Consider the following 26773-nt stretch of genomic DNA (forward strand, 5'->3'; position numbering starts at 1 on the left):
TCCCTCGAAATGTGATTCATTCACTAGTATAAAACATTCAATATACCAATACTAGTAATTCTTCTTGTGAAAACACAATATATAGTATTGTATTATAATTGGTATACATCATAGTGTGGCTAGAAAGACCAGTCTGATGGTTTTTGTCTAGAGAATAATATTCTGATTTTTATTATATTTAGTTCTTTCGTGGTAAAATTACCGTAATGACTATTATATGTTTTTCAGTTAAAATTACAATTGTTGAAAGGCAATAATTTAGTAGGGAGAAGATTATGAGTTCTTGGAATTTTGTGGGAATTATCGCCTGGATCATAGTTATCGCACTATTGATCTTCGTGGTATTTAATATTAGAAATCGACATTTAAAAATATTAGTGATTCAAAAAAATGGCATTACTTGGAAGACGATCTTAGTTGATCTGTTGGAAATAGTTGTAGTCATCTTTGCGGTGAGTGCAATGCTGTACGTAACATTGTTCTCGAGGGTGGATCTAAAGGACAAGAATGATATTGAGATGTCTTATAAGTATGAGCCGATGATCGTACAAACTACTACTGATGGTCAGGGTTATTACGTTAGGATCGATAAGAAGGATAAGCACAGTGACAACGACGTATATCAATATTGGGTAAACAACTCAACTTATACGGTCTCAAGTCATAATGCGACTATTTCAGATGCTACCTTGCCATTCAATGTATCAGGGATGCGCATGAGTTGGCCAATGGATAAGATCAAGAAAATGGATTCGAAGTATCAATATGCATATGTCATTACGGCACACGCTAAGTATAAGAATAACTTCGCAAATGGACTTGGACTTAAAGCGGGACGTTTTGCGGTAGAATACCGTGTCTTGAGAGTACCTGCACGTTCATTTATCGATGTTGAAGCACAGAGAGAATAACAAAAAAAGGAGCTATGACTTAATTGCCATAGCTCCTTTAAGATTTACTTGATTTTTTTAATACTTACAACGATCTTATTGTTTAGTTCCATCTTATTTGTATCATCTTTAGGATCATTCTTTACAATTTCCATCAAAGCTGAATGTTCGTAGATCTTTTCAACTTTACCTTCAAATGGATAATCCATATCTTCATCCACTTTGCACTTGTAAACTTCTCCGACTTTTAAATCTTCTATTTTCATATGTATAAATCTCCTAGGATTTTTTACTTAACAGACTAGTATAATAATATAGTAGAAGAAATAATTCAAATAATAGGATACATTATGGATAAAAAAATTATCGTAATTACCGGCGCCAGCGGTACGGGCAAGACGACTATCAGCCAATATCTCAAACAAAAATATAATATTCCTCCGGTCCTGACACACACTACTAGGGCTCCACGTGCTGGTGAAGTAGACGGTGTGGATTATCATTTCGAAACGGATGAAACTTTTTCAAAAAACCATTACTTAGAGCAAGTGGAATATTCTGGCTTTCACTACGGATCTTCAGAAGAAAGCTTGGAACAAACTTGGAAAACAGTCGATGTTGCCAGCATTGTAGTCGATACCGCTGGGGCTATTTCTTATAAGAAGAAGTACGGAGATACAGCTGTTGTGATCTTCTTGGAGGTCGATGTTGAGACTGTGGCACACAGATTGCACGGCCGTGGGGATGATCCAGAGCGATTAACAAGACGAATAAATAGTGAAGAATTTAAGCGAGATCTCAGAATTCCGGATGAATTAAGGGGCAAATCATACGAAATTGTGAACAAAGACATCAAAATTACCGAGAAAAAGGTCGATAAAGTAGTAAATAACCTAAAATCCAAATAATTTGATTATTCACAAAAAGGCTATCAATGTTGATATATCAACATTGATAGCCTTTTAATTTTGTGAACAAAAAAGTGTAACATTCTTATACAATTGCTGTAACAATTCTGCAACATTCAGAGTGTATTATAGTCATCGTTGAGTGATAAGAAAATAACTTTTAAGAAAATTTAAACAATTAAAAAAAACAAACCATTACGGGGGATTTCAATTTTGAATACTAAGATTAAAAAAGGTCTAATTACATTTACAGCAGCTGCTTCATTAGCAGTTACAGGATTAGGTGTTTCAAACGCTTCTACAACAGTTAAGGCTGATACAGCTACACCTGCTGCAGTTCGTACAAATAGCATGGCAGTTCTTTATTCAGCTGCTTCATCAGATGCCAAGACAACTGGTCGTGCACTTGCTGCAAATACTGACTGGGCTGTTGCTAAATCAGCTACAGACGCTTCAGGTAACACATACTACTACGTAGGTAAGAACGAATGGGTTAAGGCTTCAGATGTTACTGATACAGCAACACTTACACAAGCTGCTGCAGACGATTCAGCTGCTTCAACACAATCATCAGCTGACGCTGTTGTTAACACTGCAAAACAATACTTAGGTACACCATATGTATGGGGTGGTAAGACACCTTCAGGTTTCGACTGCTCAGGTTTCACATCATACGTATACCAACAAGCAACTGGTAAGAGCATCGGTGGTTACACAGTAGCTCAAGAATCAGCCGGTACAACAGAAGCTGTTTCACAAGCTTCAGTCGGAGATCTATTGTTCTGGGGTAGCCAAGGTTCTTCATACCACGTAGGTATCTACTTAGGTAACAACCAATACATCGCTGCACCACAACCAGGCGAATCAGTTAAGATTTCAACAATCTCAGGTTACTTCATGCCTTCATTCGCTGTTAAGGTTCTATAATATAAATTCAAAATTAAAATCGCTTAAGACTGCCTCGGGCAGTCTTTTTTTTGTCCAATTTAGTATAATGAATAGGACTAAACGATAGTGAGGCTTAATATGGAAAAAATAATTGAAGCAGCCATAAATTTAATACAGCCAAAGATGACAGTCAGTTTTGGTGGTGGCAGTAATGTTGGTAGATTGTTAAAAGAAGTCGCACGTCAAAAACTAGATATTACGGTTTGTACTCCGTCAGAAGTCACAAAGAAATCCTGCCAGGATCTGGGAATGCAAGTCTCTGAGTTAGATCAGATCAAACAAATCGATCTAGGTTTTGATGGCTGTGACAGTTTAGATGAGAATTTGAATGCACTCAAGAGTAATGGTGGTATTCATGTATTCGAGAAGATCTACGCACAAATGGCCAAAAACTATATTATATTGGCACCTAAAGAACGTTTGAAATCTGAATTAGATCCAGATGTTTTCTTAAGTTTGGAAGTGATCGAGGCCGCTATACCACAAGTTATCGAACTTGTAACTGAATTAGGCGGCCAAGCAGTTGTTCGTCAATCCAGCGATGTTGCTGGCATCGTTAGAACACGACTAGGTAATGGATTAGTCGATTGTACTTTTGATAATTGGGATAATATTTTGGAGATAGACCAAAAAATAAGTTCATTCAACGGCGTAGTTGCGACGTCATATTTCCATAATCTAATATCTGCCGCCTTATTATCTGACGGTGACCAAGTAATTCAAAAGGGAAGTTTGAAGTAATGAAAGCTGCATATATAAATCAAACAGGTTCTTATAATGAAATAAAAATCGGAGAATTACCAACTCCAGTCGTCGGAGACATCGATGTATTAGTAAAGATAGATTATGTTTCGGTTAATCATGTCGATACCTTCGTACGTGCTGGTGGTTTCGAAACTAGTATGAAGTTTCCATTTGTTATTGGTCGTGATGCAGTTGGAACAGTTACAAGAATTGGTAATTCCGTAACTAGGTTCAACGTAGGAGACCACGTGTGGACGAACAGCATGGGCTATGACGGTCGTAATGGTGTAGCTAGTGAATTGGCTGCAATACCAGAATCACGCTTGTTTAAGGCTCCTGATGTTGATGAGGTACAGTTGATTGCCTCATTACATTCTTCTGCGACGGCTGCGATTGTCCTGCATGATGTTTTTGGCATAAAGCGTAATAAGAATATCTTGATCGAAGGTGCTGGTGGTCACGTTGGTACTAAGTTAGTTCAATTGAGCAAACTGTCAGGCTTAAATGTTACAACCACTAGTAATGCTAGAGATTTTGAATGATTGACCGAATTAGGCAGCGATGAAACTTACGATTATCATAATAGTGTTTTGGATATTCACCAGCAATTTGACTATATAATAGATACTTCTGGCAAAGTTAGTCTGAATGATAATCTTAAGAAGTTGAATCTTTATGGTCAAGTAGTTTTGATAACTGCTCCCAAAGATAATCAGTTTGCCTTTGATGTAAGAGAGTTTTATACCAGTTCGAAGTCAGTCAAAGGCTTTGTGATCAGTCATGCAACCTTAGAACAAATACAAAAAGCCGGTAGGGTTTTGAACTACTGGCTTAGTAAAGGTTATTTGTTGGATGATAAATGTGAGGTCATGCCGCTGGATAAGGCGGCACAGGCTCACGAAGTACTTGAAAATGGTCAAGATGCTGGTAAAAGATTGATTTTGAAGCTAAGCAATCTCGATCAGTAGAGAAACTATTTTACCATCTTCATCAAAGCGATAATAATCGAATCCGTGCAAAGCAAAGATAGAATCATCATCCTTTAATCCGGCGACTGACCACTCGGTTTGGTAGTAATTTTCCAAAGTCTGAGTGTGATGAATATGCTTCAATACCTTATTCCGGCTGAAAAAAGCTTTGAAGAAAGCAGCTGTTTCTTCCTTATTAGAAGCTGTCTCATCAAGTCCTGAACGGATAGTTACATTATCTGCGAATAGATCGACGATGTCATTGACGGCTTGTTCGTCGTTGGAGGCAAAGTCAGACAATTCAAAGTATTTGTTTATTGTCTCAAGGTTTTTATCCATAGTTTTATTCATCATTATAACGCACCTTCTTACACCTTGATGACGCTAAGTATAGGCCGATTCTGTGAAAATGCTAACAAAAATCCTCGAGAAAATATTATATTTTCTTGAGGATTTTTATTAATATATTTGTATTTAGTTAGTGATATCTTTTATCTTAGATTGAATCTTGCTTTCGTTATATGCCAGTAAGATTAGGAACATTACAGCATAGAGAATCAGCGGTATGATTGCAAAGTTCAAGTTAATAGCGGAGATCGTTGAAGCTGACTGTGCTTTGTTGGATACGTAGCCGGTTAGTTGCAGTGACTCAGCTGTTACTAATCCACCAAGCCCCAGCCCTAAGTTGACACCGAAATCGTCGGTCGATGCTAGAACACCTTCAGCCTGAATCCCCATGGCAGTACCATAGCGGATAGTGTCCGCAATCATAATGGATACTAGTCCAATTATGAACCCGTTACCAATAGAATTAACTAAGATACCGACAAATAACACCGTCATGTTCTCAGTGTAGGCTGCGAAAGTGATAATCAATTGCCCGACAAATGCCATTGCAATACCAGACAGCATTGTATGCTTCTTGCCGATTCGTCCGGAAACATAATAAATTGAAACAACACCGATCAGTGCGGTCAGCGTAAAGCTGTTGGCGAGTGAGACCATTCCTTCATTCTTGAGAACATACTTGAAATAATAAATAATCGTCTGGTTCTTGATCGCAGTGGTCATCCAATATAGGAAGATAACGATCGAAATAACCATCCAAGGTTTGTTCTGCTTCATCATGCCCCAGACTTCTGACAATGGTTGATGATTTATTTCATTATTAGTGTAACGTTCGCGAACGTGGAAGAAAGTATTGAGGATCAATATCAAAGATATTAATCCAAATAAGGCAATCGTCAGTAAGAATCCTTTTTGCTGATCACCTTTACCAAAGAAAGCTACCAATGGAATGGTGAAGGTAGCGACAATGATCTGAACGGAACTACCAAAGAATTGTCTAATGACACCTAGTAGGGTGGTTTCTTTTTCGTTCTCAGTCATTGTTGGCAGGATCGATGTTATCGGCAGGTTAACTGCTGTATAGAAGAATCCTAAGCCTAAGTATGTAACGTATGCCCAGATAAGTTTACCAGAGTGTGGTAAGAATCCCGGTGTGACAAACGTTAAGATGGCGAAGACAACATATGGAAAAGAGAACCATAAGAAGAATGGCCGACTCTTGCCCCATTTGGAATGTGTGTGATCGATCATAACGCCGATAAGCAGACTTTCGAAGACGTCAGCTGTCCGTGCTACAACGAAAAGGATAGCTACTTCATTAGGTGTTAGTCCGAAGACGTCAGTGTAGAAGAACAGCAGATACATTGTCATCATTTGGAAGACAAGGTTATCTGCTGCATCGCTTAGTCCATAGCTCAGTCGTTCAGGTATAGATGTTACCCATTTATTCATATGACACCTACTTTTGTGCGGTTAGGCGACGGTAAATTTCTGCTCCGACAATATCATTAGTCCACATCCAAGCGATGTGTCCAAGTGCCTCAGAGATGTGTTCTTCAGTTGGTTGATCAGCAGGTGATGGAACAGTCTTCATCACTGGCATGATTCCGATGTGAAAGGCGACCCAGATAGCTAAGCCAAAAATCGAACCAGAGCCAACTCTAATGAATGGTTTGTACTGTGCTAATACTTCATAGATGATGGCGAATGAAGTAGAGAAGCCGAAGTGCATCAAGTAACTGACCCAAGGCAACTTCTCACCAGAGTAGGTATATGTAGCGTGAGTTAGTTTTTCGGGCATACCAAATTGTTGTAGTAATTTCTGTGGTGGGTTAGTTGAATTACGTTCAGCAGTTCTTGGTGGCAAAATATTTTCCCAGCCAAGCTTAACTAATCCGGAAACAACACCGGCCGCTGTACCAGCAATAACAGCGGCTTTCAAGTTGTGCTTTTGTTCATGAGATAATTTCATAATAGTCCCCCTCAGATCGTATTTTCCTTCATTATAAAACAAGATTCACGATAACTCAGGTGATAGGTCTTGGGACATCATAATTTCTTCATACTTTATTACTTATTTATTCGTACTTTCCCAGTTATTTATTCATAATTAGACGTTATTATTTAAGCATAGTCAAATAACAAAGAGGTGACAGGATGCAGCGATAATCTTAGTATTAAGTTACAACCCCCGTATAAAAATTTCTTAAAAACTCACAAAACAACAACACAATACACAAAATAGATAAAACCCTTAAACAATTTTATTTAATCCCCCAATTAAATAAAACCCCTATATAAAAAGCAAATAACTTTGAAAATATATTTCCCCCCTGATTTATATTTTTGTAGAATCAAAAACAGGAATCCTGCCTCTACTGCAGGATTCCTGTTTTTTAGTGCATTTGTGTACGAATGTTTATAGTGGATCCACTTAACCAATTCATGACATAGTCGTTGACGTGCACGTGCATATCTTCGTGTCCATATTCTGGCATGATCAAGTGTTCCTTTGGGCAATTTAAACGATTATAAATTGCAAATTGAGTTGAAGGGAAGCAGACATTGTCTTCCAGTCCGGTAATCAGTTTAACCTTTCCCTTGATGCGGTGGGCCATGTTTTTGATATCGATATAAGACAGAGTATTAAGGATCTCTTGTTCGGTCCGATGGAAGGGATCAGAGAACTTAAAGTATCTGAAGAATTCATCGTATGGTTCACTTTGGTCACCTAGTTCAAGGATGCGCTTGAAGTCTGATAAGAATGGATAAATAGCTACAGTTGAAGTTATTCTTGGATTCAAGGCTGCGGCAACGAGGGATAGGGCCCCACCTTGAGATCCACCGTAGCTGTATAGTTTATTTTCATCTACGAATGATTGTTCTGAGATGATTTCAACTAATTGATAGACGTCTAGATAGACATCTTTGAAGAATAAATTATCTTTTCCGTCGATGGCTCCACGGATAACTTGTCCTTTGACCGTGTTGCCACGAAACGACTTGCCGTCAGTAGACTTACCGGATTGACCTCTAGTGTCCATTGCGACGATACCTAATCCTGCAGCTGGGAATTGTAAAAGAGTTGACCAGTCTGATGATTGTCCCATATATCCATGGAAATTAAAGACAACGGGAACTGCTGTATCTGATTTTGGAAAGATACATTTGGCATAGATAGACGCACCATTTGTTCCTTCAAAAGTTAATTCAAAACAATTCACCATAGGTAAGTTGAAGTTCTGGGGTGTTAATTTGTAATTATATGTGGTTGATAACTGTTTAATATTGTTATCCCAGAATTCATCAAAGTCCTTGGGAGGATCGTTTTGACCTGTGTATGTTTCCATATCTTTCAACGGCATAGTATCTTGCAATGAAGTTCACTTCTTTCATTAAAATTATAAACTTAAAGTTTTGTGGATCCAAGAGTCAGCTAGGTCTAACCAAACCGCCACGCGGTTATTGGCATCTTCTTCATGTTGATATCGTTGTGTAGCATATGAGGCTAATCCAATTCCATGGATACCTTCACTGAAAGTATTGAAGACGTGGTATTCGAATGGGACGTGTGCTTCTGACAATGCATAAGTGTATGCCAAAGTATTTTTGACCGGTACGACTTTATCAGCCATGGTATGCCAGATGAATGTGGGGGGAGTTTTTGCTGTTACTTGTTCATTGGCATTCCAGTATTTCTTATTCGGACTGATTTTCTTAGCATCATCGATAGTTTTAGGAAATCCCATTTGAAGTCCCACGACTGGATAACCGAGTATTTGGGCGTTGGCTTTGATTGATTCATCGAATCCCAAATCTTTTATGTCACTTGCGTTCAAAGAATTCATTAATGCGACGACATGTCCGCCAGCTGAGAATCCTAAGGTTATGATCTTTTGAGGGTCAATGTTGTATTTAGAAGCGTTTGTCTTGAAGTATCTGATTGCTTCTAGGCCAGCAATTATTCCATTTGGATAGAAGGGTGTATTGCTCGTGTTAGTCATAAGAGGATAATTGATAATTGCGGCTTGATAGCCTCTAGCTAAAAAGGCTTCAGCAATCGGTTCTGATTCACGTTCTTCTAAGGCGACGAATCCGCCTCCAGGGAAGATCAAAACAAGTGGCCAAGTTCTTGGATCGGGATTCTCATTGAATTGTTTTTTGAAGAAAATATCGACATTGAATTCGACGTCTGATTCACTTTTTAAGTTTATTCTTTTTTGTAACATTTAAGTTGACCTCAAATCTTATTTTGCATTCTTAACGTATTTCTCGTTAACAGTTGATGCAGTCAATCCAACAATATTGTGAACATATTTCTTAGGTGCAAAGAAGCTAAGAACATATGAGAATAGGAATGATGTAATGAATGCGACAGTAGCAACGATCAATGATGAATCATTAGTTTGTTGTACATAGACTGTCACAGCAATACTTGCAATTAATCCTAGGATAACACCGAATGTATTGGCACGTTTTGTAAAGATACCAACGGCGAAGACACCAGCGATAGGAACACCGAACAATCCAGTAACAGTAAGGAATAGATCCCATGTCTTAGAAGCATTACCGATCAATAGGTAAATTGACATTGCTAGTCCAAATAGGCCAGTGATGATGATAACGATACGAGCAAGTGTAACATCTGAGATGTTCTTCCATTTGTGATCGAAGAAACGTTGTTTGAAGTCGGTAACGAAACATGAAGAAATAGCATTCAAACTTGAAGCAATTGTTGATTGAGCAGCGGCGAAGATACCAGCGATGATCAATCCAGCAATACCAGCGGGAACTTCAGTGATAACGAAGTAAGGAACCAAGGCACTTGTGTTGAAGCCAGTTGGAAGTGAGCCTGAGTTCTTATAGAAACTGAATAGAACAGTACCCATACCGAAGAATAGAGGAATTGTGATCAAAGCAAGAAAGGCGTTTGTCCACAATGACTTGTTTGTTTCTTCTTGTGTAGCAGTAGTTTGATAACGTTGAACAACATCTTGACTACCAGTATATTGATAAACAGTATTAAAGAATTGACCGGCGAAGATAAGAGGTAGGAACTTAGTTAAGTCACCGATATTCAAATCTTGTGATGAAAGAATCTTGTGATTGGCGATAGCGTCAGCAGCAACGGTTCCGAAGCCACCTTTGATTGAGAAAACACCAATTAGAACAACTAGTAAGGCACCACCAAGTAATAGGAATCCTTGGATAACATCACTCCAGATAACACCTTCGATACCACCCATGAATGTATAAATGATACATAGACCACCGACAACACAGGCGATTAAGATTGGATTGATATTTGATACCGTTGTGATAGCGATAATAGGTAGATAGATAACAATAGCTACACGACCAATGTGGTATAGCATAAATAGTGCAGAACCTAGAACACGGATAATAGGACTGAAACGTTCTTCAAGATATTCATAAGCTGTAGTAACCTGCAGTTTTCTGAAGAATGGAACGTAGTACTTGATCAAGATTGGAACGATAATGATGATACTTAGTGATCCAACACCGTAGGCCCAATCCTTTAGATAGGCTTGCTCAGGTGTTGACATAAATGTGATGGCACTAAGTGTTGTAGCGTAAATACTGAATCCAGCAGCCCATGCGGGAATACTACTCTTTGCTTTGAAGAACGCATCGGTATTCTTGCTGGCTTTTTTTGTAAAGTAAACACCGACGCCGAGCATTGCTAGTAGATAGACTACTAAGACAATCCAGTTTAAAGTACCAAAACCGACTTTTGTCATACTTTCACCTCATTAATTACATTTCCTACAATTTTATTTTGTTTTGTGGCTCTTTGAATAAAGAACTTTAAGATCAATGGTGCGATGATTGTTGTTACAACTGTTACCACGATCATGCTGTGTAATGGTTTGGATCGATCAATTTGGCACCTAGTGCAACATTGGCGACAACCAATGCCATTTCACCACGTGAAACCATTCCGGCACCAACAATGTTTGATTCACTCCAAGTAAGATGGAAGAATCTAGCACCTAACGCACCACCGACTTGTTTTCCAATGATTGCGATAATAATAAGTGAAACGATAAATACAAGATCACTCTGTAATCCCTTGAAACTAATATTTAACCCGATACTTACGAAGAAGACGGGGATAAATACGGCGTAACCGATCGGCTCTATTTTGAGAGCTAGATTCTTTTGGAATGAAGTTTCTGATAGAGCAATACCAGCAAAGTAAGCACCTAAGACATCACTCATACCGAGTGCAACAGCGATAGCTGCGAAACCAAAGCAAAGGATCAATGCTCCGGTGGCTTCATTTTCACTGGTTTTTAATTTGCTGAAAAATGACATGAATGGAGGAACGAACCATTTTCCAAGAACAAACATCAAGACGAAGAAAAGCAATTTGGTAGAGATCATTAACCATAATGGTTGGTCGCTACTTCCAGCTGAACCAAAGAATGCAACACAGATACCTAGTAAGATGACGCACATGATGTCGTCAGCAACTGCAGCTCCAAGTATGATGGCTCCTTCTTTGGTATTGAGACGTCCCATTTCTTTTAGAACCTGAACGGAGATACTTACGGATGTAGCACTGAGAACTAGTCCGATAAAAATTGAAGTTGTCCAGGCAAAGTTAAAGACTAAGGCACAGAGCATTGCGGCAGAAATAGTAGGGAGGATAACTCCTAATGTCGCAACGGTTAAAGCTGGCTTCCAATATTTCATCAATAATGAAAGGTCGCCTTCAAGTCCGGCAATGAACATCAGCACGATCACTCCAAGTTCGGAGAAGTACTGAATGAACGTCGTTCCGACAAGAATATGAAGGACAGCAGGTCCAGCGATAACACCCACAAGTAACTCACCAATGACACTTGGGAAGTTCAAGATACTTGATAGATGTGCGCCTAACTTAGTCAAAATCAGAATAATAACAAGTTGGAGTAAATAACTCATTAATTCGAATCTCGATCATTCAAGATAGTATTAACTTGATCAATCTGGTCGTTTAATTTGTCTGATGGGATGTCGTATTCTAGAAAGACAGGGATGTCAGGGTTTAACTGGCGAAGTAATGATTTCCAATCAGTTGCTCCATCGCCTAACATGACCGTGTCTTTATCTTTGATGTCCTTTAAGTGGAATACGGTAATGGCGTCTTGGAACTTGTCGAATGCATTGCTTGGACATTCGTCGATCCAATACCAGTTACCGGAATCAAATGTGTATCCCAATGGTACTTTGGCATCTTTTAATTTTTTGAGCTGTTTATCGAACTTATCAATTGTTCCGTCTTCGTTTGGTTGATTTTCGATCGTTACTTTGGCTTGATACTTATTTAATAAGTTAGTTAATTCTTTTAATTGTGCATCTGAAACATCTTCAGAATCACCCATACTTATTTTGAGTTGGCAGATATTGTTGTCGTCAGCCATTTTCAAATACTTCTCTAAGTTAGAGTTAACTTCGTTAGTGTTAAACAATTGTTCAGGGATTGAATAGAAGAACTTCCAATTGTTTTGCTTGCACAATCCGTTTATTTCTGATAATTCTTTATTTTTTGTTTCTTCTTTAAATAGTTCCCCTCGGACTTCAATATTATCGATAGGTGATCCTGATAATGTTTCTAAACATTCAAGTTGAGATTTCCCAGCTTGAACCTCATTTAAGAAAATTGCCGTATTAACTGAAACGTGCATATTTTTTCCACCTTTCAAAAAAAACCGTCACTAATAAACACAACTGTGTTTACTAGTAGCGGTTAGATGGACTGGATAACTATTACGTGAAAAATATAACATGACTTGTTAGAAATGTAAACGTTTTTATGATAATTATTACAGATTTATTAATATATGATAATTTTTATCTAAAGTCTACTATATTAAGAGCTTAATTTAAGCACACTATTTATATTTGTACTTTTTGATCGTGATGCTGTTATCAATATGGACATAAAAAAAGTTCAATATTTTTTTAAAGTCTAGGAAAGCGATTACAACAATAATTGTAGCATCAAACGATAATAATTATCATATTTTGATATTGAAATATATATTACCATGTAGTACATTTATGTCAGCGGTAGACGACGACCGAGTAACTATTACACAAAATTAAATAAATCGAGGGATAATGATGAAAAAATTATATTCAGCATTAATGACTGCATTCAATGATGACGGAAGTATTAATGAAGCCGGAATTAGAGAAATGATCCGTTACAATATCGATGTAAACAAGATTGATGGATTGTATGTCGGTGGTAGTACTGGTGAAAACTTCAATATGAGCCACGATCAAAAGGAACAAGTATTCAAGATTGCTATTGATGAAGCAAATGGTGCGATTGATCTGATTGCACAAGTTGGTTCACTAGATCTAAATGAATCTAAATATTTGGCAAAATTTGTTACTGACTTGGGATATCCTAAGATTTCCGCTGTAACACCTTTCTACTATAACTATACTTTTGAACAAATTAAGAATTATTATAATGAAATCGTTAAAGATGTTGATAACAAACTTCTTATCTATTCAATTCCTGCCTTAACAGGTGTTTCACTATCAATGGAACAATTTGGTGAATTATTCGAAAATCCAAAGATCATTGGTATCAAGTATACAAATGCTGATTTCTACCTATTAGAGAGAGTTCGTAATGCCTTCCCTGACAAGTTGATCCTTTCAGGATTTGATGAAATGTTATTACCTGCACTTGCACTTGGTGTTGACGGAGCTATCGGTTCAACATACAACTTGAATGCAAAACGTGCCAAGGCTGAAATGATTGCTTTTGATGATGGTGACATCGACAAGGCACGTCAACTTCAACATGACAGTAATGATTTGATCACAGCACTTATTAAGAACGATATTTATCCATCATTGAAACTTGTATTTGAAGAAATGGGTGTACATGCCGGTGTTACAAAGGCACCAATGTCTAAACCTACTCCTGAAATGCGTGCAGGTGCAAAAGCAATCTATGAAAACTATCTAAAAGAAAATTAAGAAGTGATTTAAAATGAATGATTTTTTGGACACAGTCAAAGGAAAATTAGTAGTATCATGTCAGGCATTGAGTAATGAACCACTGCACAGTTCATTTATTATGGCCAGAATGGCACGTGCTGCAAAACAGGCAGGATCAGTTGCCATTAGAGCTAACTCGGTAGTTGACATTCAAGCTATTGAGGACGAAACTAACTTGCCTATTATCGGGCTTGATAAAGTAGATTATGATGATTCACCAGTCTACATCACACCTACGATCAAAGAAATGCGTGCTGTTGCTAGTGCTGGAGCTGCTGTTGTAGCCTGCGATGTAACTGGACAACCAAGACCACATGGTGAAAAGTTAGCTGATATTGTTGCTCAAATGCGCAAAGAATTCCCTGATACTTTGTTAATGGCTGATACAGCTACACTTGAGAACGTTAAAGAAGCCAACGAGTTAGGTTTTGATATCATTGGTACGACAATGCATGGATACACACCTGATACAGAAGGATTGAACATTGCTGATAATGACTTCAGTTACTTGAAGAAAGTTCTTTTAACCGCAAAACATCCTGTTATTGCTGAAGGTAAGGTGGATACTCCTGAAAAGGCGCGCCGCTGTATTGATCTAGGATGCCACGCTGTTGTAGTTGGCGGAGCAATAACCAGACCGTTGGAAATTGCGACAAAATTTATTAATGCAGTTAATGAATAATATACAAAAAAACCGTTACTTGTTGGAAAAACAAGTAGCGGCTTTTGTCTTTAATCGAATTTGTTATCAAGCACTGTTTCAACAGTGTGGTTCAATCTAGTTCTGTAAGTATCGTTCTCCAATAACATTGTGGTAATTATGTCTAACGCATAGGTTAGAGCAAATTGTGAGTTGATGAATCTAGTGTTGTTTACGAAGTTACTGTTCTTCACTAAGACGTGATAGTCACAGATCTCATACATCGGACTTTTCTCGATGCCGGTGATACCAATGACTTTGGCATGGTTATCCTTTGCCATCTGCAGAGCATTGTTCAATCCCTTGGTATTACCGGATGACGAGAGAGCTAAGATAACGTCGTTTTCGTTGACGATACTGCTAGTGATATACATCAGGTTACTCTCTGTCATTGGAAAGGCTGCGATACCCATACGCAGTAACCGTTGAGTCATTTCTAATGCAGTATAGCCAGAACTTCCGATACCGAATAAGTAAACACGGCGACCATTGGAAATTAGTTCGACGATCTTACGTAGCTGTTCGATGTCGAGACGCTCCCAAGTATCACTCAGAACGTTCTTGTAGAAGCTGTAGACTTCGTCAGTGATAGAACCTGATTTCATCTCGGTATTCTCAGTCTTATGATCACTGGCTAGTTTTAGTTTTAGATCATAGAAGTCCTTACAATTCACTTTTTTAACGAAGCGGGTGATGGTCGCATTACTTACACCAGTTGTTTTTGCGAGTTTGTTGATACTCATTTGTTGGACACTCTCAGAATCTTGGATGATTTTAATAGCGACTTTTCTTTCTTGCCTAGATAGAGTAGGTAAGAGATCTTCAATTAGTTTTAAAGTATTCACTAGAACACCTCCGTGTGTTTTAAATATAGCACATTCATAATAACTATCATAATTATAGTATGTGATAATAGTTAACAAATAGAAATGAAGGTATAACTCATGGAAAACAAAAAATTCTTGGCATTTGATATTGGTGGAACAACTATTAAATATGGAATTATTGATAACGACTTGAATGTTAGTGATACCGGCAAAGTCGATACTGAACATAATAAGGATAATCATATTATTGAAGCTCTAAAAAAATTGTCCGTTGAATTTCAGAGTAAATATGAATTATCGGGCATCGGAGTTAGTACAGCGGGGATCGTTAAAGACGGCAGTATTTTATTTGCTGGTCCAACAATACCTGATTACAAAGGAACTAATATCGAAGAATCTCTTAACAAATTAACTGGTTTGCCAGTTTTTGTAGTCAACGATGTTGATGCAGCTTTGTTGGGGGAAAATCTCGCTGGAGTAGCTCAGAACAAAGAATCAGTATACTGTGTCGCCTTAGGTACCGGAATCGGTGGAGCTTACTTAGATCATGACAAATTATTGAGTGGGGCACATGCCTATGCTAATTCAATTGGATACATTCTATATGATGATAAGAGTAAGACGTATTATGAACAACGTGCTTCGACTCTGGCACTGGAGCGTGAATTGAAACAATATTCTATCAGTGTGATCGATGCCTTTGAAAAGGCCAAGAAGGGTGAAGAACCATGCTTGCAAGTAATTGAAGATTGGGCAGATGAAGTTGCCAGTGGATTAGCTGAGATTGTTTTGTTGTATGATCCTGAAACACTAGTTATTGGTGGGGCAGTCTCTAAGCAAGGAGATTATCTTCTGGACTTGCTGCAACGTCACATGAGTAAGAAGATTCCTGACGGCTTATTTAAGACTGAATTGGCGATTGCTAAGTTGACTGATAAAGCTCAGATGTACGGTGCCGTGTCACAGTTCATGAGGTAATTTAAACTGTACCCTCACAATTCCTTCACAAATTGTTATTTATTTATTCGTACTTTCCTAATTGTATATTCATAATTGGACGTTATTATTTAAGCATAGTTAAATAACAAAGAGGTGACCGAATGGTAATGATAAAGCAGTTCAAGAGTACAACCTTTCAAAACATAAAATAGATAAAACCTTTAAAAACAAAAAATCCCTATATAGTATTTAATTCCCTTATTTAAAACAACCCTCATAATTACATAAATAAAAATATATTTCCTCCCCGATATATATTTGAAAAATGAAGTTGAATATAAGAATTTATAAGAAAGAGAGATATGCTCATGTAAATAATAAGAAAAGGATCTCGTGCCGGAAGACGCGAGCCTTTTTGTTTTGTATACTTATATCAGATAGTGTGGCCTTATAAAAAGGAGATTGTTATGCACGAATATTTAGATGACAAGTTTAATTTAACGGATAAGGAAAATAAATTTGTAGCAAAGAAGAACTTTGTACAATTAATACATTCAAATTCAAAATTTGAAGGTGTAAACACTACATTATCTCAAACAAAAACAATTGTTGAAGGTATGAGTGTTGCAGGCATAAGTATTGATGACATAGGTGTGATTGTGAACTTAAAACGCGGTTGGAAATATGTTATTGATTCTGAAGATGAGTTTAATATTAATTCCGTAAAAAAAATAAATGAGATAGTTGACAGAGATGATGCTATAGAACCAGGTGCTATTAGAACAGGTAATGTTCAAATTGGTGGGGTTGAGTATGAACCCGACATACCGACTGAGAAAGAGTTGAAGGATGATATCGACAATATTATTGTGTCTACGGTATTGATCGTTAACAGTATTGTCCTCACATTTTCTTCACAAATTGTTACAGCTTTATTCGTACTTTCCCAATTAATTATTCATATCTTGGCGTTATTATTTAAGCATAGTCAAATAACAAAGAGGTGAACGAATGAAACGGTAGATCTGGTAGTGAAACAACCTTATAATTCTAAAAAATAATTACACAAAATAGATAAAACCCTTAAAAACATATATTGATCCCTATAAATTAAAAACTTCATTTAATCCCCCCTTAAATTAAATGAAACCCCTCATGTAAAAAGCATATACACATAAAAATATATTTCCCCCCTGATATATATTTTAAAAATACAAAACTCGTATCTTTAGACGATACGAGTTTTTGTGTTATCTAGATATAATTATTTAAATTTGTATAACCTATTGAGACCAGTCATAATATAGTAACTAGAACAAAAGGAGGCGTAGTAGATGATAAATGCTGTTAAAACCTATAGTGTATTTGAGGTTGCTGATTGGTTTTTAAACAAAGAAGCCATGCAGCCAAAAAAACTTCAAAAATTGGTCTATTACGTCCAAGCGTGGGGCAATGCACTTCTTGATACCACCATAATTAATAATACGAATTTTGAAGCTTGGGCTAGTGGCCCAATTTCACCTGAAATGAGAGATAAATATTTTGAATATGGATCAAATGATATCGAATTAAATGATAATTTGATTATTATTGAAAACAAAAAAGTCTCCAATCTACTTAATTCTGTTTGGGTTACGTATGGTGATAAAGATTATATAGAACTAGAGGCATTATCAAAAAGTGAATATCCATGGAAACAAGCTAGAGGAATGCTAAAAGAAGGCGAACGGTCTAGTAATGTTATTTTGAATGAAGACATGAAGGAATTCTATACGTCTATTTATATGGAAGGATAGTGCGTGAGTACATATTAGTACATTAGAGAATATAAGCCAACTTACTTATGGTGCAAATAAGGATATACTATTTAAACTAGCAATTACGCGTTCACTGGATAATGGTTTCCAATTTAAAAATCTTAAACAAAGTGGTATTAAAGATTTTGATAGGTTTGTTAATGAGACGGTTGGAAAAGAGTTAACCATAAGTCAGGCTAATAAGCTATTTCTACGAACTAGGGGACCTTCCGAACGTATTTTGATAAATGGTGAAATGAAAAAAATATTTCATTATGGCAAAGATAGAACACCATTTAGGATTTTTGGTTATTATGATGAAAAAGATTATTTTTGTATTCATAAAATAGATCCAAATCACACGGTACACAGGGTTTAGATAATACAAAAGAGTCCACGTAATCATGCGATTGCGCGGGCTCTTTTACGTCATTCATAATGACTGTAAGCAGAATAAATAGTAACTATTCGCAGCTTCTTATCTACTTTGTAGACAACTCTACGCTGAAAATTGATTCTTCTGGAATAGAATCTATTAATTGGTGGGATTAATTTTTCGAATGATTGTGATATTTCAAAAGGGTTATTTCGTAAAGTCTCAATTATTTCCAAAAAGCTTTTTTCAAATCTAGAACCTTTTATCTTCTTTAAATCTTTTTTAGCACCACTCTTGATTTTGATTTGATATTCTAAAGATTCTTCCATACGTCATCAAAATCCTCACTGTCATCATTTTCACGATGTTTTATTTGATCGGTTACACCATTATTGGCGAGAAAGAGAGTTTCCTTAATTGCATTCCAGTCATCCTTACCAATTAAAACGGCACCTTTCTCGTCGATCTTAGTTGGTTCGATAGTTATCGGTTTTCTTTCAGCGTTGACTTCTTTGATTAATTCAAATAGGTGTTGTCTGGCACTTGTGGGTGTATAAATTTCTTTCAACATGTAGTCCTCCTAACGTACGTTATAATGTACGTACAGTGTATTATGACTTCTTGAGCTAGTCAATAAGAATGATCATAATTCAAATTACGAGTTTTTAGCAGTATGTTACTAATTAAGTTGGCTTCAAGAAGGATTCCGCCACACTTTAGGATATTATTATCATTTCTAAAAGAATCGGTGTCATAATTGAATGTGATATACAAACACTTATGGAGAGGGTTCCATTATGAAATCAATAAAAAATAAAGATTTAAAATTCTTCTTTACAATGATCATAATTCTATATTTGTTAGAGAACGTAACTAGTGGCAGTAATACTTGGATGAGCTTAAAAATGATCTTCCAAATCCTATTAACGGGATTCATTGCTACAATAGCTATGCATTATTTGATTTTTAAACGATTCGAATAAATAGACACGAAAAAGCCACGCAACTGGATTGATTGCGTGGCTTTTTATTTCGGAATTCTTGTGAATTCCAAGGTTGTGAGGATTGGAGGTTGGATTGGGACCTCCTTAAAGAATAATGGTGTTTAGACCCCGATCTGTTACTTAAACGATGCCGCTGTAGCAGCATTGCAATACAAGAAGTGACCGGGCAGAACTTCTTGTAATGATTGATCAGCTGAGAATGGTTGTGAGTGATCAAAGTCGATACGCTCACGTGTTTTCTCGATGGCTGGATCAGGAACAGGAATGGCTGACAGAAGACTTTGAGTATAAGCATGTAAGGGATGGTTATAGATCTCGTCAGAGTCAGCTAGTTCAACGATCTTACCATGATACATAACAGCGATACGGTCACTGATGTACTTAACCATGGATAGATCATGGGCGATGAACATGTATGTCAATCCTTGTTCTCTTTGGATATCTTGCATCAAGTTAACAACTTGAGCTTGAATGGAAACATCCAGCGCAGAGATCGGTTCGTCGGCGATTACGAATTGTGGTTCAACTGCCAAGCACGGGCGATACCGATACGTTGACGTTGACCACCGGAGAATTCATATGGGTAACGTGTCATGTGTTCTGGATTCAAGTGAACCATATCCAATAGTTCGCGAACACGTTTTTCACGTTCTTCTTCACCCTTAACTAGTCCGTGAACATCAAGCCTTCGGCGATGATATCCTTAACCTTCATTCTGGGGTTCAAAGATGCATATGGATCCTGGAAGATCATCTGCATTTCACGACGGAATTCTTTCATTTGAGGACCGTGACTCTTGATCTTACTGATGTCTTGGCCATTGAACAAAATTTGTCCGTCTGTTGGATTATAAAGTCTGATAATACTACGGCCAGTTGTACTCTTACCAGAACCAGATTCACCAACTAATCCAAAAGTCTCACCTTTGTAGATGTCGAATGATACATCATCAACGGCTTTGACCTCGTTAGGTTTACCAATGTTGAAATACTGTTTCAAGTGTCTAACTTGAACGATTTTTTCTCTTTCATCTGCCATTATTTAACACTGCCTCCTAACTCTTTGAATTTTTCAAAACGTTTCTTGATCGATGCGGGTGGATCGACCTTTGGTGCATTGGGGTGCAACAGCCATGTGGCTGCGTAGTGATTCTTTGAAACCTTAAAGTACGGTGGTTGTTCTTCTTCGTCAATTTCCATAGCGTACTTGTTACGAGGTGCGAAGGCATCTCCCTTTGGTGGATTCAAAAGGTTAGGCGGAGTACCAGGAATCGAGTTCAAACGGTTAGCTTCACTAGTATCTAGTGTTGGCATTGAATCTAGTAGTCCCCAAGTGTAAGGGTGTTGAGGATTGTAGAAGATGTCATTAACTGAACCATATTCGACGAACTTACCGGCATACATAACGGCAACTCTATCAGCGATACCAGCCACGACACCAAGGTCATGGGTGATGAAGATGATCGATGTACCGATTTTTTGTTGTAGTTCTTTTAATAGATCAATGATTTCTGCTTGGACAGTAACGTCAAGCGCAGTTGTTGGTTCATCAGCGATAAGGATCTCTGGGTAATCAACAATGGCGATAGCGATGACGATACGTTGTCTTTGACCACCTGAAAATTGGTGAGGGTAGTCTTTCATACGAGCTTTAGGATTGGGAATACCAACTAGACGTAGAACTTCTTCGGCACGGGCCATAGCGTCTTTTTTGGAAACATTGTTGTGGATCAATAAAGGTTCCGCAACTTGCTTACCAATTGGCATAGTTGGATCGAGTGATGTCATAGGGTCTTGGAAGATCATCGAGATCTTGTTACCACGAATATTATCCATACCTTTTTCACTCTTTTGTAGCAGGTCATCCCCATGATAGAGGATGCTGCCCTTTGCGATATCAGCGTTCTTAGCTAATAATTGCAGGATTGAACGAACGGTAATTGACTTACCAGAACCAGATTCACCAACGATAGCTAAGGTTTCACCGGCGTTAAGATCGAAACTAACCCCACGAATAGCTTGGACAGTACCATTGTATGTCGCAAAATTAACATGCAAATCTTTTACTTCTAGAATTTTATCCATTGCTTATTCATACTCCTTATGTAGTCTAATCGTCAGATTGTGGATCAAAGGCATCACGTAAGCCATCACCAAGAAGGTTTGTTGCGATCATGATGATACTTAAGATAATAGCTGGTGCCCACATTTGATATGGTAAGAATCTGAAGGCTTTTTGACCATCAGACAACAATGTACCTAATGATGCGTTTGGTGCGGGAATACCGATACCAATGAAACTCAAGAAGGCTTCAAAGAAGATCGCATTCGGAATTGTAAACATTGTTTGAATGATAATTGTTGAAGATAGGTTAGGAATCAAGTGTTTTGTAGCAATCTTAGTTGATGATTCACCAAGGGTTCTGGCAGCTAAGACATATTCTTGTTCCTTCAACTGGAAGGTCTGAGCACGAATCAGACGTGCCATAGTTACCCAACCAGTGATGGCGATAGCGATAACGATTGAACCAAGACCTGGTTTCAAGATGATCATCATCAAGATAACAACAATCAAGTTAGGAACAGAAGATACGATTTCAACGATACGTTGCATGATTGTATCAGTTCTGCCACCTTTCCAACCTGAGACGATACCGTAAGGAACACCGATGATCAAATCAACAAGTGTAGCTAAAATGGCAACGATAAGTGAAAGACGAGTACCATAGATGATTCTTGATAGTAGGTCACGACCAAGGTAGTCAGTACCTAATAGGTAGAAGGCATTCTTTGGTGCGCCAGCTTGTTTGTAGGCGTCGACCATTTTACCACCCATGTTTTGGTAACCATTGAATCCGGGAATGTTTAAGTTTCCTAGTTTAGGAGGCAAGTTAGATAGAGTAACTTGTTGAGCATTAGGATTGTGGGGAGCAACTAGCGGAGCAAAGATTGAGATCAAGACGATAATTGAAAGAAGTGTCAAACAGACGACAGCGACTTTGTTAGAGAACAGACGACGACGAACATCTTGCAAGTATGTAAGCGAAGGTGTGCCAAGTTTTTCTTGTTCATTATTATTTTCGTCATGAATTAATTTAAATTTTTCCTTTGGTACATTAGGAATTTGTTCCATATTATTCTTTACCCCCGTTTCCTAATCTAATTCTTGGATCAATGAATCCGTAGAGAATATCGACAATCAAGATGATGACAACTAATAGGAATGAATAGAAAATTGTTAGTCCCATGATAGTTGGGTAATCGTTGGTTGTAATTGACTTAACGAATTGTTCACCGATACCAGGAATCGAGAAGATGTTCTCAACAACCATTGAACCGGTCATAACTGAAACGGCCATAGGTCCGATAATTGTAACAACTGGGATCAAAGAATTACGAAGCGCATGCTTTGTAACGACTTTCCAGCTTGAGTTACCTTTTGCTTTGGCTAATTCGATATAATCACTACTCATAACATCAACCATTTCAGTTCTCATGAATCTGGCAACGTTACCTAATGGTAAGGCTGCTAGAGCAAGTGTTGGTAACACACTTGATTGGAAGTTGTCCCAGAGAGCAACTGGGTAGATGTGCCATTTGTAGGCCAAGTAGAATTGTAGTAATACGGCTAAAACGAAAGATGGAATTGATAGACCAAGGATTGAAATAAATGTAGCAAGTGTATCAACCCATGTGTCTTACGAATAGCGGCTACGGCACCAAGCAAGATACCAAGAACGGTACCTAAGATCATTGCTTGAGCACCAATTTGCATTGATGGAGCAAGACGTTGACCGATCAATGCTGTAACAGGTTCATTGTTGAATTGGAATGATGTTCCAAGGTTACCTTGAAGCAAACCACCCATGTAACGTACATATTGAACAAAGACTGATTGATCCAAACCATATTGAGCCTTAACGATCTTCAGTTGATCTGGTGACATACGGTTCTGGTTAGAGAACGGTGTACCAGGAAGCATCTTCATTAGGAAGAAAGTCAGAGTTGCAATAATGAAAAGGGTCAAAAACAGGTAGAAAATTCTTTTGAGAATATATTTAGCCATATTTGATCTCCCTAACTCCTAATTATTTTTTGTATACAGTGACGAGGTTATAACTACCATTTGGTGAAATTCTATAATTTTTAACACTCTCTCTTGTTAAGTTAGCTTGGTAGTATTGGTATAGAGGAACGGCACCAGAATCTTGTGCGAGGATCTTAGCGGCTTGTATCAAGTCTTCCCATCTAGCGTCTTCATTATTGGCATCTGTTGTCTTACTCTTCTTGATCAAGGCATCGTATTCAGGGTTTGAGTACTTACCATTGTTCTGAGGGTTACCAGTTGTGAAGATATCTAGGAATGTAACAGGATCTGGGTAATCGGCGTTCCAACCAGTAACAACGATATCGAAGTTACCACTTGTTGACTTATCAAGACGTGACTTGAATGGAACATTTTGTAATGTAAGTTTGAATCCTGGTAAGTTTTTCTCAAGTTGTCCTTGGATATATTCGTTTTGTTTCTTAGCACCATCGGTATCATCACCTAATAATGTGAAGCTAAGGTCCTTTTGACCTGTTTCTTTGACTCCTTCTTTCCAAAGCTTGGCAGCAAGTTTTGGATTGTACTCTGTGTATTTGCTTACTGATTTAAGCTCTGGTTCTTTGGTGAAATCAACATTGTTCTTAGGTGCATAAGACATTCCTGAAGGAACAATAGTACGTTCGATACCACCGGTTTTACCTAAAACATTATCTGTTAGTTGTTCACGATTGATCGACATTGAAATAGCTTGTCTGATCTTTTCGTTCTTGAAGAACTTATATTTCTTTTGGTTGAATTCTAGATAGAAGTTACTTGCCATCTTATCGTTTGAGAATGTCTTGTATGTAGATACTTGACGAGCTGTATCACCACTGATCTTTTGTAGACGGTTGATACGGTTGGCATCGTAAAGATTCAATCCAGTATTATTATCTTTAACAACGTAATACTTAACTTGGTGTAACTTAACAGCTTTGGCGTTCCAGTATTTGTCGTTCTTAACTTCAGTCCAACTATTGTCTGAAACTGACCAGTTCTTCAACATGAAAGGTCCGTTGAAGACCATGCCGGCACTCTTTAATCCATATTGCTTGCCAGCTTTTTCAACTGCAGGTTTGTATTGAGGATAGAATGTTGAGTTACCCATCAATTTGTTGAAGTATGGAATAGGATCTTCCAAAGTTACTTGTAACGTGTATTTTCCAAGTGCTTTAACACCTAATGTATCAACTGGTTTCTTACCAGCATTGATAGCATCGGCATTCTTAATACCTGTATAGATGTAAGCATATTGTGAAGCAGTCTTAGGATCGACTGTTCTGCGCCATGCGTAGACAAAGTCTTGAGCAGTAACGGGTTTACCGTTAGACCACTTAGTATGTCTCATCTCGAAGGTATAAGTTTTACCATTATTAGTAGGTTTAACGATCTTCTTGGCGATAGCAGGCTTTAGAGTCTTACCATCGAATCGGTACAATCCTTCCATAGTATCAGTCAAACCTTGAGCACCGATAACGTCCGTGTTCATCGACGAATCCATTGTTGCGATAACATCACTGGAACTGATCGACAAGGTATTCTTATCGTCCTTTTCAGTGGATGATCCGCAACCACTAAGTACTAGCGCAAGTGCCAAGACTGGCAACAGGGCTAGTAGATACTTCTTATATTTCATTACACAACCTCCCTAAAAACTAAACAACAATATTATTAGACTACACCATTAAACATTAAATACAAAGACTCTTTATTAAAAAATCTCTAATGTTCTCTAAAATCATAATACATCACGGATTAAATTGCAAAGAAAAACAGAAATATCTATAAAATAGATATTTCTGTTTATGATTTTTTAATATTAAATTGTTAAATTAGAAAAATATGCTTATGCATTTACTTGGACAAACTGTTCGTATCTTTCTAGTTCATCTGGGCTTAGGTTGGCCTTAAGTAAAGAGCCGTCATTAGTGAATTCCTTGCTGATAATTTGTGCATTCTTCAGTAGTTGCTCAGTGAGTTTTTGCTTATCATATGGAATTAGTAAGTCGACTGTCTGATAACCAGAATATAGTTTCATTTTAATCAATTCAACTAGTTTTTGGATAGACGAATCGTCCAAAGCTGAGTAATAAATATTGTCGCCTTCAATAGTAGGGAAGACTTGATCTGGTTTCAGATCAGCTTTGTTAAAGGCATAGATCATTGGTTTACCTGTAACGCCGACTTCACGGAGAGTATTCTCAGTAACTTCGAGCATATTCTTCCAATGTTCATCACTAACATCTATTACTTGTACCAATAGGTCGGCATCCTTGGCTTCTTTAAGAGTTGTCTTAAATGATTCAATCAAGTTGTGAGGTAGCTTACTAACAAACCCAACTGTATCTGATAGGAGAAAGCTAGTATTATCTTCAAGGTCGATCTTTCTGACACTTGTATCAAGTGTAGCGAAGAGCATATCTTTTTCGAAGACCTTACGATCGTCAGAATCTTCCTTATTGAAGTTCAGCAGTCCGTTCATTGTCGTAGATTTACCAGCATTAGTGTAACCAACTAGTGAAACTAGTGGAAGACTAGTATTAGTTCTGCGCCGACTTTGAACATTAATCGTCTTATCGACAGTTTTGAGTTGATCCTTTAAGTAAGTGATTCGCTTACGGATAACACGACGATCCAACTCAAGCTTGGTTTCACCGGCACCACGGTTGGCTAAGCCACCTGAAGATGACTGTTGATCCAGTGGGTTACCTGATGGATGAATTCTTGGTAATTGATATTGTAACTTGGCGATTTCGACTTGCAGCTTAGCTTGTCTAGTATGGGCACGGTTTGAGAAGACTTGGAGGATCAATTCTGTTCGATCCATGAAGCTTAATTTAGTTTCTTTTTCCAAGTTTCTGATTTGGGATGGTGTTAATTCATCGTTCAAGACGATCGTTGTAACATCGTCCGCATTAGCGATTTCCTTGATCTCGGTAACCTTACCAGATCCGAAGTAAGTCTTGGCACTGACTGAATCAACGTTTTGTTTGATCACGTCAGCGACTTCCATATTGTTGGCTTCAACGAGTGAGCCTAATTCTTCCATTGTGTAGTCAAAGTCCAATTGCTTGTGACTAACTCCGGCAACGATAACTCGTTCTTTAGCGTTTATTGTATTTTCCATAAATCCTCCTGGTGGCACTTATACCCCAGGGTATTAATGCCGTTTAGTTATTTGTGTGTGTTTGGGTTGGCACTTTTTAATC

Annotated in this window: 28 protein-coding genes and 3 pseudogenes; 13 read left to right on the forward strand and 18 right to left on the reverse strand. The window is 37.7% G+C overall.

What is annotated here, in order from left to right; genetic code table 11:
* The first annotated feature begins 275 nt into the window (after positions 1 to 275).
* Positions 276 to 911 carry an LVIS_2131 family protein gene (locus JCM14932_RS01490; protein ID WP_025023294.1) on the forward strand — a complete coding sequence of 212 codons (636 nt, stop codon included), beginning with the start codon at positions 276 to 278 and terminating at the stop codon, positions 909 to 911.
* A gap of 44 nt (positions 912 to 955) precedes the next feature.
* Here JCM14932_RS01490 and JCM14932_RS14170 read toward each other — a convergent pair whose 3' ends face one another.
* Entirely contained in the window at positions 956 to 1156 is a 201-nt protein-coding gene (locus tag JCM14932_RS14170; RefSeq protein WP_034542365.1) for a hypothetical protein, read from the reverse strand.
* Positions 1157 to 1240: 84 nt separating this feature from the next.
* On the opposite strand from JCM14932_RS14170, the gene JCM14932_RS01500 reads away from it, so the two are divergent.
* The 5 genes from JCM14932_RS01500 (at position 1241) to JCM14932_RS16880 (ending at position 4458) form a co-directional block, all read left to right on the forward strand.
* On the forward strand, positions 1241 to 1798 hold the full coding sequence (locus JCM14932_RS01500) for a guanylate kinase (protein WP_025023295.1): 558 nt from the start codon (positions 1241 to 1243) through the stop codon (positions 1796 to 1798).
* A gap of 213 nt (positions 1799 to 2011) precedes the next feature.
* Positions 2012 to 2725, forward strand: coding sequence for a C40 family peptidase (locus tag JCM14932_RS01505; protein WP_025023296.1), 714 nt, complete (start codon positions 2012 to 2014; stop codon positions 2723 to 2725).
* A 99-nt stretch (positions 2726 to 2824) separates the two neighbouring features.
* Positions 2825 to 3487 carry a ribose-5-phosphate isomerase A gene (locus JCM14932_RS01510; protein ID WP_025023297.1) on the forward strand — a complete coding sequence of 221 codons (663 nt, stop codon included), beginning with the start codon at positions 2825 to 2827 and terminating at the stop codon, positions 3485 to 3487.
* On the forward strand, positions 3487 to 4032 hold the full coding sequence (locus tag JCM14932_RS16875; RefSeq protein WP_235700493.1) for an alcohol dehydrogenase catalytic domain-containing protein: 546 nt from the start codon (positions 3487 to 3489) through the stop codon (positions 4030 to 4032). Before JCM14932_RS01510 ends, JCM14932_RS16875 begins: the two co-directional genes overlap by 1 nt.
* Positions 4033 to 4458, forward strand: a complete 426-nt coding sequence (locus JCM14932_RS16880) for a zinc-binding dehydrogenase (RefSeq protein WP_235700494.1) — start codon at positions 4033 to 4035, stop codon at positions 4456 to 4458.
* On the opposite strand, the gene JCM14932_RS01520 is transcribed toward JCM14932_RS16880, so the two are convergent.
* The 8 genes and pseudogenes from JCM14932_RS01520 to JCM14932_RS01555 form a co-directional block, all read right to left on the reverse strand.
* Positions 4438 to 4812 (reverse strand): nuclear transport factor 2 family protein, encoded by a 375-nt coding sequence (locus JCM14932_RS01520; protein ID WP_051528048.1) that lies wholly within the window; start codon positions 4810 to 4812, stop codon positions 4438 to 4440. The two genes, JCM14932_RS16880 and JCM14932_RS01520, sit on opposite strands and share 21 nt — an antisense overlap.
* A gap of 120 nt (positions 4813 to 4932) precedes the next feature.
* Positions 4933 to 6258 carry an MFS transporter gene (locus JCM14932_RS01525; protein ID WP_025023299.1) on the reverse strand — a complete coding sequence of 442 codons (1326 nt, stop codon included), beginning with the start codon at positions 6256 to 6258 and terminating at the stop codon, positions 4933 to 4935.
* A gap of 7 nt (positions 6259 to 6265) precedes the next feature.
* Positions 6266 to 6778 (reverse strand): DUF1440 domain-containing protein, encoded by a 513-nt coding sequence (locus JCM14932_RS01530; RefSeq protein WP_025023300.1) that lies wholly within the window; start codon positions 6776 to 6778, stop codon positions 6266 to 6268.
* A gap of 424 nt (positions 6779 to 7202) precedes the next feature.
* On the reverse strand, positions 7203 to 8183 hold the full coding sequence (locus JCM14932_RS01535; protein WP_025023301.1) for an acetylxylan esterase: 981 nt from the start codon (positions 8181 to 8183) through the stop codon (positions 7203 to 7205).
* 24 nt (positions 8184 to 8207) lie between these two features.
* Complete coding sequence (locus JCM14932_RS01540; protein WP_025023302.1) at positions 8208 to 9035, reverse strand: alpha/beta hydrolase; 828 nt, start codon at positions 9033 to 9035, stop codon at positions 8208 to 8210.
* Between the two features lie 18 nt (positions 9036 to 9053).
* Positions 9054 to 10568 (reverse strand): sodium:solute symporter family protein, encoded by a 1515-nt coding sequence (locus JCM14932_RS01545; RefSeq protein WP_025023303.1) that lies wholly within the window; start codon positions 10566 to 10568, stop codon positions 9054 to 9056.
* Positions 10565 to 11757: pseudogene (locus JCM14932_RS14180) on the reverse strand (cation:proton antiporter). Before JCM14932_RS14180 ends, JCM14932_RS01545 begins: the two are co-directional and overlap by 4 nt.
* Positions 11757 to 12500: a sugar phosphate isomerase/epimerase family protein gene (locus tag JCM14932_RS01555; RefSeq protein ID WP_025023304.1), complete on the reverse strand. Its 744-nt coding sequence runs from the start codon at positions 12498 to 12500 to the stop codon at positions 11757 to 11759. Before JCM14932_RS01555 ends, JCM14932_RS14180 begins: the two are co-directional and overlap by 1 nt.
* Positions 12501 to 12939: 439 nt before the next feature.
* Here JCM14932_RS01555 and JCM14932_RS01560 point away from each other — a divergent pair, with 439 nt between their 5' ends.
* Both JCM14932_RS01560 and JCM14932_RS01565 read left to right on the forward strand, forming a co-directional pair.
* A complete protein-coding gene (locus tag JCM14932_RS01560; RefSeq protein ID WP_025023305.1) occupies positions 12940 to 13815 on the forward strand; it encodes an N-acetylneuraminate lyase in 876 nt (291 codons plus the stop codon).
* Positions 13816 to 13828: 13 nt separating this feature from the next.
* Positions 13829 to 14518 (forward strand): N-acetylmannosamine-6-phosphate 2-epimerase, encoded by a 690-nt coding sequence (locus tag JCM14932_RS01565; protein ID WP_025023306.1) that lies wholly within the window; start codon positions 13829 to 13831, stop codon positions 14516 to 14518.
* A gap of 50 nt (positions 14519 to 14568) precedes the next feature.
* On the opposite strand, the gene JCM14932_RS01570 is transcribed toward JCM14932_RS01565, so the two are convergent.
* Positions 14569 to 15381 (reverse strand): MurR/RpiR family transcriptional regulator, encoded by an 813-nt coding sequence (locus JCM14932_RS01570; protein WP_025023307.1) that lies wholly within the window; start codon positions 15379 to 15381, stop codon positions 14569 to 14571.
* Positions 15382 to 15480: 99 nt separating this feature from the next.
* On the opposite strand from JCM14932_RS01570, the gene JCM14932_RS01575 reads away from it, so the two are divergent.
* From JCM14932_RS01575 to JCM14932_RS17575, 4 genes are all read left to right on the forward strand, one after another.
* Complete coding sequence (locus JCM14932_RS01575; RefSeq protein WP_025023308.1) at positions 15481 to 16341, forward strand: ROK family protein; 861 nt, start codon at positions 15481 to 15483, stop codon at positions 16339 to 16341.
* A 428-nt stretch (positions 16342 to 16769) separates the two neighbouring features.
* Positions 16770 to 17309, forward strand: coding sequence for a hypothetical protein (locus JCM14932_RS14185; protein WP_025023309.1), 540 nt, complete (start codon positions 16770 to 16772; stop codon positions 17307 to 17309).
* 327 nt (positions 17310 to 17636) lie between these two features.
* Positions 17637 to 18098: a Panacea domain-containing protein gene (locus JCM14932_RS01585; protein WP_025023310.1), complete on the forward strand. Its 462-nt coding sequence runs from the start codon at positions 17637 to 17639 to the stop codon at positions 18096 to 18098.
* Between the two features lie 82 nt (positions 18099 to 18180).
* Positions 18181 to 18477, forward strand: coding sequence for an MAG6450 family protein (locus JCM14932_RS17575; RefSeq protein ID WP_369342628.1), 297 nt, complete (start codon positions 18181 to 18183; stop codon positions 18475 to 18477).
* 50 nt (positions 18478 to 18527) lie between these two features.
* Here the strand turns inward: JCM14932_RS17575 and JCM14932_RS01590 are convergent, their stop codons facing one another.
* Complete coding sequence (locus tag JCM14932_RS01590) at positions 18528 to 18803, reverse strand: Txe/YoeB family addiction module toxin (protein WP_025023311.1); 276 nt, start codon at positions 18801 to 18803, stop codon at positions 18528 to 18530.
* Complete coding sequence (locus JCM14932_RS01595; RefSeq protein ID WP_034542367.1) at positions 18788 to 19045, reverse strand: type II toxin-antitoxin system Phd/YefM family antitoxin; 258 nt, start codon at positions 19043 to 19045, stop codon at positions 18788 to 18790. The genes JCM14932_RS01590 and JCM14932_RS01595 overlap by 16 nt, the downstream gene beginning before the upstream one ends.
* A 226-nt stretch (positions 19046 to 19271) precedes the next feature.
* On the opposite strand from JCM14932_RS01595, the gene JCM14932_RS01600 reads away from it, so the two are divergent.
* On the forward strand, positions 19272 to 19457 hold the full coding sequence (locus JCM14932_RS01600) for a hypothetical protein (RefSeq protein WP_025023313.1): 186 nt from the start codon (positions 19272 to 19274) through the stop codon (positions 19455 to 19457).
* Positions 19458 to 19594: 137 nt separating this feature from the next.
* Here JCM14932_RS01600 and JCM14932_RS14190 read toward each other — a convergent pair.
* The 6 genes and pseudogenes from JCM14932_RS14190 to hflX all read right to left on the reverse strand — a co-directional run bounded on the left by JCM14932_RS14190 (position 19595) and on the right by hflX (position 26691).
* Positions 19595 to 20516: pseudogene (locus tag JCM14932_RS14190) on the reverse strand (ABC transporter ATP-binding protein).
* On the reverse strand, positions 20516 to 21562 hold the full coding sequence (locus JCM14932_RS01610; RefSeq protein ID WP_025023314.1) for an ABC transporter ATP-binding protein: 1047 nt from the start codon (positions 21560 to 21562) through the stop codon (positions 20516 to 20518). Before JCM14932_RS01610 ends, JCM14932_RS14190 begins: the two are co-directional and overlap by 1 nt.
* Positions 21563 to 21587: 25 nt before the next feature.
* Entirely contained in the window at positions 21588 to 22610 is a 1023-nt protein-coding gene (locus tag JCM14932_RS01615; protein WP_025023315.1) for an ABC transporter permease, read from the reverse strand.
* 1 nt (position 22611) lies between these two features.
* Positions 22612 to 23543: pseudogene (gene opp3b / locus JCM14932_RS14195) on the reverse strand (oligopeptide ABC transporter permease).
* Between the two features lie 22 nt (positions 23544 to 23565).
* The gene (locus tag JCM14932_RS01625) at positions 23566 to 25200 is read right to left on the reverse strand and encodes a peptide ABC transporter substrate-binding protein (protein ID WP_025023316.1); all 1635 of its coding nucleotides are present in this window, start codon (positions 25198 to 25200) and stop codon (positions 23566 to 23568) included.
* Between the two features lie 210 nt (positions 25201 to 25410).
* Entirely contained in the window at positions 25411 to 26691 is a 1281-nt protein-coding gene (gene hflX / locus JCM14932_RS01630; protein WP_025023317.1) for a GTPase HflX, read from the reverse strand.
* Between the last annotated feature and the right edge of the window lie 82 nt (positions 26692 to 26773).

Origin of the sequence: Companilactobacillus nodensis DSM 19682 = JCM 14932 = NBRC 107160, assembly GCF_000615905.1 — a bacterium.
Classification (GTDB): domain Bacteria; phylum Bacillota; class Bacilli; order Lactobacillales; family Lactobacillaceae; genus Companilactobacillus; species Companilactobacillus nodensis.